13 protein-coding genes are annotated in these 11,631 nt (G+C 40.8%); 11 read left to right on the top strand and 2 right to left on the bottom strand.

Annotated features, from left to right (window positions below):
* Positions 1–329: 329 nt before the first annotated feature.
* Both ACS8FC_RS13620 and ACS8FC_RS13615 read left to right on the top strand, forming a co-directional pair.
* Positions 330–554 carry a helix-turn-helix domain-containing protein gene (locus tag ACS8FC_RS13620; RefSeq protein ID WP_025652654.1) on the top strand — a complete coding sequence of 75 codons (225 nt, stop codon included), beginning with the start codon at positions 330–332 and terminating at the stop codon, positions 552–554.
* Between the two features lie 156 nt (positions 555–710).
* Positions 711–986 (top strand): hypothetical protein, encoded by a 276-nt coding sequence (locus tag ACS8FC_RS13615; protein ID WP_439297166.1) that lies wholly within the window; start codon positions 711–713, stop codon positions 984–986.
* Between the two features lie 320 nt (positions 987–1,306).
* Here ACS8FC_RS13615 and ACS8FC_RS13610 read toward each other — a convergent pair whose 3' ends face one another.
* Together ACS8FC_RS13610 and ACS8FC_RS13605 are read right to left on the bottom strand one after the other, a co-directional pair.
* Positions 1,307–2,263, bottom strand: coding sequence for a hypothetical protein (locus ACS8FC_RS13610; protein WP_439297165.1), 957 nt, complete (start codon positions 2,261–2,263; stop codon positions 1,307–1,309).
* A 25-nt stretch (positions 2,264–2,288) separates the two neighbouring features.
* Positions 2,289–4,940, bottom strand: a complete 2,652-nt coding sequence (locus ACS8FC_RS13605; RefSeq protein ID WP_439297164.1) for a MobA/MobL family protein — start codon at positions 4,938–4,940, stop codon at positions 2,289–2,291.
* 262 nt (positions 4,941–5,202) lie between these two features.
* Between ACS8FC_RS13605 and ACS8FC_RS13600 the strand changes: the two genes are divergently transcribed.
* From ACS8FC_RS13600 to ACS8FC_RS13560, 9 genes are all read left to right on the top strand, one after another.
* Positions 5,203–5,544, top strand: a complete 342-nt coding sequence (locus ACS8FC_RS13600) for a hypothetical protein (protein WP_218690611.1) — start codon at positions 5,203–5,205, stop codon at positions 5,542–5,544.
* 198 nt (positions 5,545–5,742) lie between these two features.
* Positions 5,743–5,913, top strand: a complete 171-nt coding sequence (locus tag ACS8FC_RS13595) for a hypothetical protein (protein ID WP_157292455.1) — start codon at positions 5,743–5,745, stop codon at positions 5,911–5,913.
* A gap of 329 nt (positions 5,914–6,242) precedes the next feature.
* The gene (locus ACS8FC_RS13590) at positions 6,243–7,196 is read left to right on the top strand and encodes a replication initiation protein (protein WP_045448300.1); all 954 of its coding nucleotides are present in this window, start codon (positions 6,243–6,245) and stop codon (positions 7,194–7,196) included.
* 80 nt (positions 7,197–7,276) lie between these two features.
* Complete coding sequence (locus ACS8FC_RS13585) at positions 7,277–7,510, top strand: type II toxin-antitoxin system RelB/DinJ family antitoxin (protein ID WP_025652648.1); 234 nt, start codon at positions 7,277–7,279, stop codon at positions 7,508–7,510.
* A 93-nt stretch (positions 7,511–7,603) separates the two neighbouring features.
* Entirely contained in the window at positions 7,604–7,894 is a 291-nt protein-coding gene (locus ACS8FC_RS13580) for a type II toxin-antitoxin system Phd/YefM family antitoxin (protein WP_025652647.1), read from the top strand.
* The gene (locus tag ACS8FC_RS13575) at positions 7,891–8,145 is read left to right on the top strand and encodes a Txe/YoeB family addiction module toxin (RefSeq protein ID WP_025652646.1); all 255 of its coding nucleotides are present in this window, start codon (positions 7,891–7,893) and stop codon (positions 8,143–8,145) included. The genes ACS8FC_RS13580 and ACS8FC_RS13575 overlap by 4 nt, the downstream gene beginning before the upstream one ends.
* Positions 8,146–8,681: 536 nt before the next feature.
* Complete coding sequence (locus ACS8FC_RS13570; RefSeq protein WP_218690612.1) at positions 8,682–9,932, top strand: replication initiation protein; 1,251 nt, start codon at positions 8,682–8,684, stop codon at positions 9,930–9,932.
* A 274-nt stretch (positions 9,933–10,206) separates the two neighbouring features.
* Positions 10,207–10,335 carry a BrnA antitoxin family protein gene (locus ACS8FC_RS13565; protein ID WP_143007432.1) on the top strand — a complete coding sequence of 43 codons (129 nt, stop codon included), beginning with the start codon at positions 10,207–10,209 and terminating at the stop codon, positions 10,333–10,335.
* Positions 10,336–10,463: 128 nt separating this feature from the next.
* On the top strand, positions 10,464–11,432 hold the full coding sequence (locus ACS8FC_RS13560; RefSeq protein WP_025652670.1) for a DNA-binding protein: 969 nt from the start codon (positions 10,464–10,466) through the stop codon (positions 11,430–11,432).
* Positions 11,433–11,631: the final 199 nt, after the last annotated feature.

Here is an 11,631-nt window from a genome sequence, read left to right as displayed (position 1 = left end):
GTATATAAGTATATAAGTATATAAGTATATAAGTATATAAGTATATAAGTATATAAGTATATAAGTATATAAGTATAACTAAAAATGTACGTCACATCATTACTAATAGCAATATGTCACAGCAAAAATAGCATCGCCTTTTTTAACTAGCGTATATCCATCATGATAGACGTCCTATATCAAAGACAGCATAATAAAATGCCTACTACTAGGTAAATTACCGCTATTGGATACCAATTTGAGCTACTAAAAGGAATACTTGAGCCGCTCATATTCGTTATAATCCGCTCACCAATCAAAAACCACTAATCGTTAATGAGGAAACCACTATGGTGAAGTGTCACTTATCAACCATCATGGGCGAAAGACGTCTTAAAATTGCCGATGTCGCAAGAGATACTGGTATCAATCGTGGCACCATTACTCGCATGTACCATGAAGAAGCCACCCGAGTTGATCTAGATGTCATCGAGTCTTTATGCACGTATCTTAGAATCAATGTTGGCGATTTATATGAAATCATAAATGAGGACAGCAGTGAGTCTCCTGAGTGAACACCCTCACTCATAAGATATTATTACCTTTAAACGTATAAAAAGACCTTCAGAAGGTCATTTTCTCTTGTAATAGATTAAAATATAGGTATAATTTGACCTGTAGTAAGTCATTTTATCCATTATTAACACACAATAATCTACAGGAGAATACCAATGAATAACAATCTATCGCGGCTCAACAGCTGCACATGGTTTAGTGAACAGGCTAAAGCCTTAGCTTCTCAGCTGTTATCAAGCTTACAAATACAGCAAGGTGTACAATTGGCATCATTACTGGGTGTTGACGCTATTCTTTATAATGATGAAGCGGTTTATGTCTGGGTACAACGACAGCTGGATGATGGTCTTATCGTTGACGACTACACTTTAAGCATCCTTGAAACCGCCTTTATGGAGTTGGTCACAGCTCATACTGACCAAGCAGCATAATTATTTTAGCTGATATTCGCAGATATCTTGTTCGACAAGAAACAATAATCTTTAAAGCCAGATAAAGTTTCATTATCTGGCTTTTTTCTAATATGGCCATAAAAATTTAACAGACGCCATACTAATGGCTTTTTAATATAGACAAAGATAACGGCAGTCAAACAAACCTTTTTTCATTGATATATGTTTTAGAAGACTCATTTTTGACCAAGGCTATCTGCTACCAGTATCTAGCCTAAAAATGCCCGTACAATTATCTACGCTACCCCAACCCTATAAAGGCCTCTTTGAGGAGTATGGTTCACTATTACCATAAACCTTTACTCAGTAGGTTTCGCGCGAGTCGACCCAGATATTTTATAATAAACAAAGCCTTTTTCATCTCTCAAAAAGCTTTTACTGTCTGCTCTGACACACCAGCTGATCACATCAGGCTGATCTTTATTAACATCACAAGCCAAAATAAACTGCGCACTTTGAGCATTATTAAAGGCCTGTTTCCAACCCGTTTCAAGCTCATCGATGCCGCGCTGTAGCTCTGCTTGCTGCTGTCTCATCTCTGCAATCTTATCAAAGCTTGGTACATACCAAAATATCAGGGCCATAAGGCTCATTACCACTGCTGCCGTACACGCAGCGGCTACTGCTGCTATCCTTTTAATACTCATGAACTCAATAGACTTGTAAATCTTACCCAAGTCTTCATCAGCATCCTCTTTTACTTCTCCAATCCGCTTTTTTGTAGCGGTCTCAAAATCCTTGATATCTTGAACAATCTGCTCATGACCGGCTTGATACTGACTGGTGAATAGCGCAAGACTGTCCGCACTAGCGCCAAGCTTATCAGCCACCGCTTGCATGGCATTCACTTTCGCCTCTATGCTGTCGTTTTTAGCAGTGATGACCGCCTGTACAGCCGTATCAATCTGCTGTTTCATATTGGTGATGATGTCCGCTATTTTGTCATCATAACGGCTCGGCATCTCAGTGTCAGTAAAGGTAGTCACTGCCGCTTGTAGCTGTTCTAACACCAGATTCTGATACTGACTCAATGCTTCTGAGGCACTGTTTGCGCTACCATCCAGCTTTTGAGTAACGGCAGTCATCTCCTCTATCTTGGCATCAATATGGCCAAGCGATTGATCAAGGCGCGTTGCCACCGCATCATCGGCTTGTCCAATCAATGCTCGCAGCGCTTCGATCACAGGTTTGAGTCTGGTCACGAGATTAATAAGCTCGTCGTGAATGTCGTACTCATTGCTATTGTCTTTATTCATGGGATGCTCATTATCATAATGCCGCCTAAAATGGACGTGGTGATGGGTAGCGGCGTGTTTGTGCTTGTTCATGCGCTTGGATAGCGCTCTTCGTTTTTTGCAAATGATCTGTCACGGTTTGCGTGAGCGTTGCCGCATCTATGGTGATAGCAGGAACGTGCTCAAAGCGCTCATTGATCTGGGTTAATACCTCGACCTTATCTTGATTGTCAGGCAAGCGCTCAAGCTGTTGCCACAGCGATGTTGCTGCCTTCTGCACCTGCGTTGCAATTTTTTTGGCATCGGTGTCTCGTAAACTCTTTTGTAGTGTCGTAAAGCTGTCAGCGCGTTTTAGAGTGGTGAATATAAATGCTTGTGCGGCAACCGCCTCAGCCGCGTTGATCACTTCGATCGGTGCATCAACGGCCTTAAAATCAAGGGTATCAACGCGGTCACGCACCCGTACCACTAAATTGTCAAATCGATCTCGATATGCTTTGGTCTCATTGATTCGCTGACGCTTAAGAGATGCCTGCTGCCGTCTCTGTTGTAAAGCTACTCGCCGCCTGGTTAAAGCCTCCTCTCGTGCGCGCTCAGCCTCTTCCTTAAGCTTTGCTTGCTCATGTGCTTTATTGAGCTGGTGGTGAAGCACCATCGTACGGTTGCGCCAGTCATCAAGCCGATCTGCGTTCAATTGAGTGGTCTTGGTACGGGTAATCTCATCGTATAGGTCATCATCTTGCACAATCACAGCTTCACTTTGATCCAGTAAGGCGATACGCTGCTCATAAAACGGCGACAGGCGCTGATAGGTTTTCTGACTGGTATTAATTTGCTGCTTTAACTGTTTGATGTCTTCATTATTTGTGGTCTTAAACGCTTTAACATCAGCGGTCAATGCCGTTAAACGAGTGTAAGCATCCGCGTCTACCTCTACTGCTTTTAACGTACTGAGCGCCTCACGCTCTTTTTCAAGGTATTTAAAGCGCTCAACATCCAGATCTGCAAATGCGGCAAACTTATGATAAGTGTCCATGTTATTGGTGACGTCTATATCTTGTAGATCAGCAAACGCTTGATCCCACTGTAAGGATAAGTCGGATTTTTCAATATCAATCTCATCAAGTGCTTTAAAGCCAGTCGCCAGTTTATTCAGCTTTGCGGCAAATGGTTTTAGGGTGGCCTTTAACCCTTTGTAGTCAGCAACGACTTCATTATTAAGCGGGATCAGCTTTTTTAGCACCGCTTTATTGTTCAGCACTATTTTATCAATCTGTGACAGTTGCTTCTCAAGACTGGTAACGGCACGGCCCGTTTGTAGGGTGTCGTCTTGTCTAAACTGCTCAACCAACGCTAAAGCCTCATTTAGAGCCTCGCTTTTCTCTTTTGTGTTTATTTGCTTGGTAAGCTCAATCATTTTTTGGCGGGACGTGCTGTAATCCTGTCCCACCTCTTCGGTGAACCTCGGTGTGCTTTTAATATTTTTGTCAATAGTGATGGTCTGTTTAGACTGGTGTGCTAACTCTTCATGCAGCCTATCAATGGTTGAGAATAAGGCGCTGCGTACCATCTTTTTTTGCTGCTCAAAATCGTCTGAGATCACTAAAAGCTCATCAAGTACGTCATCATTGGCCGCATCACTATGAGTCTGACTGTCCTTTTTAAGGGTAGCGGGTGTCAGTTCAGCGGCGGGATCCACCAAGCGAATGTTACTAAGCTCAAGTCGCGCAAAGGGTTTACGCTTTTTATAATGCACTGTAACGCCATTAACCTCTTGTGCGTTGCTCTCAAGATCAATGCGACCCTTGTCGTCATACTCAATTACCAGACCATTTTTTTCGATGTAGGCATTGATCTCATCAATTGTCTCGTTGTATTCATGAATCACTGAGCGCTTACCTTTTAAGACATCCTTATACAATGACTTGCCCAGTTTCATTTTTGGTAAACGATTAATGCCCTGCTCACGGTACGATTTCTCATTGATCGCTTTATTCTCAGGCAATAGCTCGTTAGCCATATCCGCCCAAAGGGTGCGTTGATATTTAAGCTCATCACCGCGCCCATTTAGTCCTTTGGATAGCCGCTCACCGGTTGACCACTGTGTCCAATTCTTACGCTTCGATAAGACATAACCTTTATCCGCATCCGCTAATACTTCACGGCTTGAGAGTAAAATATGGGCATGAAAGTTACTACTGGTCAGCTCAACCACTTCACCTTTCCCCACATGTTTCTCATGACTGTGGGGTCGATGGATGGCCACATCGACAAGCACATTATAGCGATCAGATAAGGTTTGAGCGTAGCGCTCGACCAGCACCATGCGCTGATCAGCCGTGATCCCCTCAGGAAACATCATGTCAATCTCAGTACCCAATTGCGCGTTTTTACGAGTCTCAATACGTTCGATATCATTCCAAAACCCCTCACGCGTTACCGCCAAATCCCCAGCAAGAGTTGGCGTTATCAACGCCGTATGCATCACATTTTTCTCAATAACTTGCGTGTATTTAGTACCATCACTGTCCACTAAATTTAAGATTTTGTCTTTAGCTTTACTGGTGTAATCGTGGACGACTCCTGACTGCTCATCAACCAGTTTTGAGCCAGAATTATAAGCCGACTTTGCCACCACGCTATGATTTTTCGCCTTACTAACGGCGCTAACCGACAGATGGAACCCTTTATTATTCATAGCAAAAAAACCCAATATTGAGAGATGATTTTTTGGGGGTTGTAGGGGGTTCGCCCCCTGCCGAACGACGGAGTTTATGTAAAAAAATAGCGCCCCTTGTGGGCCTTTTTTACATAAACTCCTAAGTTCGCTCTTAACAGAGTGTTAAAATACTACTGCGCCCACGAAACGATGTGGTCTTGTGTATTTTACTACCTTGCATACCTGTGTATGTACTGCTAGGATCAACTCTATCATAGTTGGCTAAAAAAAGGATGAGGTAATGTCAGTAATATCAGATGATTTATTTGCAAATAAGATTAAGCAATTACAGGCTCTTAAGAAAGAGATTGATCAGGACAGGCTTGAAGCACATAAAATATTGGGGGAGTGGTTGGCCAACGCATTAGACGATGATGACAATCATGAACTGCAAGCTATTTTTTTAGACGCACACGATAATGAAAAATATGTCCGTTTGAAAAAGCACCGTGAATTTTTAAAATCAATCGCTCATAAGATGCAAAGTGAAGCTAAGGAAACACCAAGCAGCTTTACACCACCTAAAAACAGTCAGGACAGTGACTACGGTTCATTGCTTGATATTTATTCATCATCACAGTAGCTACTCGAAATCGCCTAATTGAAGGTACAGCTGGATCGTCTACTAATTAGCGAAAGGTTAGGAGACGGTTATCGGCTGTTTTAAGCGTTTTAGAATAGCTTTAGCTACCATCGTATCGGACAGAGCGTAAAACGTATATAAGAGTGGTTTCTAGGCTTTTTAGCAACGGTTTGATAAGTGTTTACAGATGTGTCGATAATGGCTACTGAAAATGAAGACAAACTATCTACAAAAAATGAGACTGATATTGAGAATGTGAAAACAGGGTTGTCCAGAATGACAGACGAAGATATTCAAAATATCTTTGACCATGCTTTTGAAGATCTTCAAAGATCTAAGCTTGATCCGAACCATGCGAACGTGGAATAACATTAAGTAAATGGACAATTGCATTCTGAGCTACTGATCAGTTTTACAAGTGATTGGTCGATCAAATTATCATCTTAAATCCGTCGGTTTTTTGGTTTTTTCCTTATTATTTAAAATAAAAATATATTTTTTACTTTTAAAAACTTTTAAAGACTTTTAGACAGTCTGTAAGCTTTGCTATTAAAGGGTTACGCACTCTATTATGCTACTTTTATCCCGCATTATGCTACTTTTATCCCGCATTATGCTACTTTTATCCCGTTTAAATGCTACTTTTATCCCGCATTATGCTAGTATCTTAAAGTAACTAGCATAATGAGGTTGTCATAATGAATGATGTCGAGCTATACGAAAAAAAATATCCTGAAAAATGGATTGTTATGCAGAATAAAATTACTCAAGCTTTTAGAGAGATGTCTATTGATGAGAAGCGCATCATTATTCTAGCGAGCCCATTGGTTAGGGTTAATAATGCTACTGAAAAAACACCGATAGAGGTTGCGTCTTCTGAATTTGCTAAGCTTAGCGGAATAGATAGAAACTCGGCTTATAAGCAAATGAAATCAGCTAGCAAAAAATTAATGAAGCGTACATTCATTTATGAGGATAAGGATGGTGATGATACAGAGGTTCAATGGCTAATCAGGTCGAAATATGCAGATGGCTATATATCGATGCATTTTACAGATGAGGTAATATACTTACTTCAGGTTTTTGATAAGCTCAACCCTTACACTAAATATTTAAAAGAAGATATCTTAAACCTCAAATTGACTTACTCGTTAGACCTTTACCATCTAGCAAAAAAGTCTGAGGGGAAGGGTGGTTTTTCTATGACTTTAGATCAATATAGGCAAGAACTTGGCACGCCTAAGTCGTATGAGCGCATCAACAATTTGAAAGAGAATGCAGTTGATGGGCCCATAAAAGAAATTAATCAGAAAACCGACATCAAAATCACCTATGAAAACATCAAACGTGGACGCACAGTTACAGGTTTGACATTCACCGTCAAGGCCAAGCCAACTAAGAAAAAAGGACAGGAGGGCCTAAATCAGAATAATGAGGATAGAGATATCCCACCTCTAACCGTTAAGCAAATTGATCGTTTTGCCCCTTTGTTGGCTAACTACTCACCGTTTGGTAGTTACGCACCATCAGGTAAAAGCACTCAAGAAGTTATTAGTTGGTTACACACTCAATTAAGAGATGAGGCTTTTTTAAAGACCCACAAAAAGCACTTACTGGCGATAGGCTATACGTTCCCTAAGCAGAAATCATAATATGAAAAAAGCATGCTTAGTAGTTTTGGCATTACAAATGGTTTATATTGTACGTACATATATAAGCCATTTGTAATGCCATGACGACAACCAATTATAATATCAGGCTCGATCAAGAGCTCAAGGATAGCGCCTTTGCCGTGTTTGAAAGCTATGGATTAACGCCGTCTCAAGCAATCAAATTGTTCTTAACTCAAGTGGCGCAAACCAATACCGTGCCGTTATCCTTTGATTATCAAAAACCCTCTAATCTTAATACGCCGCCACAAACTTCTGCGGGTGATTACGGATTGAGCGGCCAGCGCCATAAATAAATCAGTGTAAAAATAACTGTACAGATATAAGTACAGATATGGTATATAATATCAGTCATACAAATAAAGATGACCAAACACGGAGTAATCGTTATGGATGTTGTGAACTACACTGATTTTAGAAAGGGCCTAGCCAAATATATCGATAAGGTAGATACCGACAAATCGCCGATCGTGATTACTAGACAAAACGCCAAACCTGCGGTACTCATGAGTTTAGAAGAGTTTAATTCATATGAGGAAACGCTTCATCTGCTAAAAAGCCCCACTAATGCCAAGCGCCTCAGACGCTCTATAGCCGATGCTAAGGCGGGTCGTTTAATCGAGCATGACATCAATACGGATGACGCATTATTGACTTGTGATGATGAGGTGGACGCTTGATCTTATCTTGGACACAGGATGCGTGGGAGGACTACGAATACTGGCAAAAAACCAGCAAAGAGAAGGTCAAGCAAATAAGTAAGCTGATTAAAGCCATCAAACGTGATCCATTTGAGGGTATTGGTAAACCTGAACCACTCAAACACGATCTGGCAGGCTATTGGTCGCGTCGCATTGATCAAGAGCATAGACTGGTTTATGAGGTTCAAGATGATGCCATTATCATCGTTCAGTGCCGATATCATTATTAAGTAAACAGTGTTAGTTCACAAAAGTGCTTGATCCTAAGAATCAGGCACTTTTTTATTTTCCATTCTGGCTATGTGTCCTAAAACGAACGAGAAAGCTCTGTAGAGACGTCTAAATATATTGGTTAGTACTTCGACCTAAACATTCGACAACAAACCTTATGTGGTCATACGACGCCATATAATTGCTAATGGTGACTATACCTCTGATCACGTTACCACAGAATAAAATAGTTGCTGTTTTATTCTTACCTAAAAATACACGTATATTATTTTGTATTTATATATACAGATTTAACAGATTTATACGTTTTTCGCCAATCCTCTGTAGCGCTTCATTTATAAGTATTACAGGGGATTTTTTTTATTTAAATGACGACGTTAACCTTGTTATAGGTAGACAAATACCTTGTTGTTTTAGTGTATAGGTAGACATTTAGCTTGTTTTAGGTAGACAAATACCTTGTATATGACGAAAAATTATAAAATTTTTCGTCATATATGTTATATTAGTTAAAACCAAACAAATAGGTCAGGATATGACACCTGAAGAAATGCAGGGTTTTCAAGACAAGCTTAGGCAAGACTTTGGCCATACAATCAGGGTACGCGTTGAAAAACCGCTGACACCAGAGGAGCGTGAGGCTTTAATCAATCATATTAGATACACAAGAAATGATTTCAACGCCTCTATTGAGATTATTGAGCCCATTCCTATTGACTTTGATTTTGAGGTATTGCCTTTTGAAGAAGAGATTCAAAAGCCTATACAAGCCCCTCAAAATGCAAGTTCAGATGCCAGTAGTACAGCATCCGATAAAAAAGACCATAGCAACTGGGTTTATGGGCCGAATTGGATTGTGCTACAAAACAGATTATTAAACGCGATTACAGATTTGACGCATAACGAGAGACGACTGATCATGCTTTTATCGCCAAAGGTTCGAGCTGCCGTTGATAAAAATGCTAATCAGCGGACGTTTATGTTGACAGCTTCAGAGTTTGCCAAAGAATATGGGCTCGAAAAAGATGGTACATACCAGCTGCTAAGTGAGTTATCGGATAGTTTGCTACAAAAAGCGTTTTGGTTTTATGATTTCAAAGCAGATGAGGTCGTCAATAGAAAAGGTAGCAGTTGGGTTGCTGAGTGTGAGTATCTAAAGGGTCAAGGGCGAATAGCGGTGACGTTGACAGATACAGTGACTGAGATGTTAACTGTATTTGATAAGTCAAACACGTTCACGAAGTACGAGAGGCACTATATCGTGGAGCTGGGCTCTTACGGTATTTTAATGTTCGAGCTTGTCAGTAGCTGTTTGCACTTGCAGAGTGGTAAAAAAGCGTACTCAGTTGCGTATCTGCGCCAAAAATTCAACTGCACAGACAAGTATGAGAAAATCACAGACTTTAAAACTAAGGTCTTAGGTAAAGCCATAGCAGAGGTTGAGAAGCACACACCGCTGAAGGTTAGCTATACAGAAAACAAAATCGGCCGAGAAATCAGTGAAATCGTGTTTTGTATTCGGGACACCAGCAGTACAAGCCTTGAAGATATTGTCAAAGTGTTTAGTCCAGCTGAGATTAAAAAATATGGTTGGAAACTTAAAGACAAGCATGAGGTAGTTAGTAATTTTCCTCAATCGATTAAAACGCCGGTTGAGACACAAAAAGAGATCGAGGCGCGTATGGCAAAACCTGAATACTACGCAGAGTATGTGCGCTACTTAAAAAAATTAACCGACTTTGATGAAAAGCTACATATAAAAAATATGCTCAAAAGAGCCAATTAACAGCGCTTTAACCTCACTTGTGACGCACACATCAAAGGGAGTCGATGATAGTGAACTCGTGCGGTCTCTTATGCAAGGCATATTATAGGATTTAGTAGGGAGTATTATGAGCAAGGTTAGCTATAAAATAGACGAATTACCGCCACTAACTGCTAAGTAGTAAGCAGATTCAGAGCATCTAGCCACGCTTAGCGATGACGACATTGATTTATCGGACATTCCAGAAGTCACCGACTGGTCAGGCGCGATCCGTGGCAGTATCAAATTTCAAGCGTTGTCTACGGAAACCAGTGTCATTAGCCCAAGTATCCTTGCCAAATTCAAGGACAGAGCTAAGCAAACAGGCGGTAACTATCAAGACATGATCAACGATGCCCTAGAAGAATACCTAACCGATCACTAGGCATTAAATAACAAGCACATGACCTCAAGATTACTTGGGGTTTTTTTACATTCTATATTGTAGTATGTTGTATATTGTAGTATATTATATACAACATACTACAATATACTATTAAGGGATACAAAATCATGGCACTCACGATACAAGATATTCATGCAGCAGCAGACCAATTACAAGAGCAAGGGGTTAAGCCGACACTGGCAGAGGTGCGTAAGGCGCTAGGCGGTGGATCATTCACGACTATCAGTGATGCGATGCAAAGCTGGAAGCGAGAACAGCAAGAAGAGCAAGAGCTACAGCAAGTAGACTTACCTAGTGGTATCACAGAACGCTTGCACACGCTTGGGGCTGATATGTGGCAGACGGCTATTGATATGGCTAATGATAGATTGTCTAAAGAGCGTGAAGCTTTAGAGGTGGTTAAGATCAAGGCACAAGCAGAGATGGACGAAGCGCAAGAAGCGGTTAAGACCTTGGAGGGGGAACAAGCGGATTTACTACAGCAACTGGACGAGGTGACCGGCACTGCGGAAACAGCAACTAAAAGCGCACAGCAAGCCACAGCTGACCATGACGCTACCAAACAGACGCTATTAGATACTAGGCATGAATTAGAGCTTGAACGCACTAAGGCTAAGACCGCGCAATCACAGCTTGCAGAGGTGAGTAATGCATTAGATAAGCAATCTATAGAGCTGACTAGCAGTCTTGGTGAGGTAGCCACGCTTAAAGCCACAGCTGATAGTGATAAGGCAGAGATTGCACGTTTAAAGATTGAACTTAAAAATACTAAGTCAGAGCTAAAGGCAGTCACCACTGAGCGGAATGATATACAAACGGCTACCGCAGAGATCAAAGGAGAGTTAAAGGCAGTCACCGCTGAACGTGACAAGCTATCAGGACTTAATAATCAGCTGACTCAAACTCAGGCTAAGCTTGAAGCCGAGCATAGCGTATTGAATAAACAATATAGCGAGCTATCAAGCCGTCATTTATCAAAGCAGGAACAAGTGACTCTGTTACAAGATCAACTTAAGAAAGCACAAGATGCTCTAATACTTATTCAAAACAAAGATAATACTTTGGATGCTGACTAAATAAAAGTATTCGAGGTTTCAGTTTAATTAGGATTTCAAGATAAAGAACAGTTATGAGTGTGAAAGATACTTTGCCCAAGACATAGATCTCGTTCTATTCACACTAAGCTTATGAATCAACCATGACAATATCGACTCACTGAATAAGTGATTGTTGTATATTAACTATTCTAAATTTTTCTCTGGACTCTTATAGTAT

The sequence above is a fragment of the Psychrobacter sp. 1Y4 genome (assembly GCF_051847555.1).
This window is presented reverse-complemented; position numbering and strand designations above follow the sequence as displayed.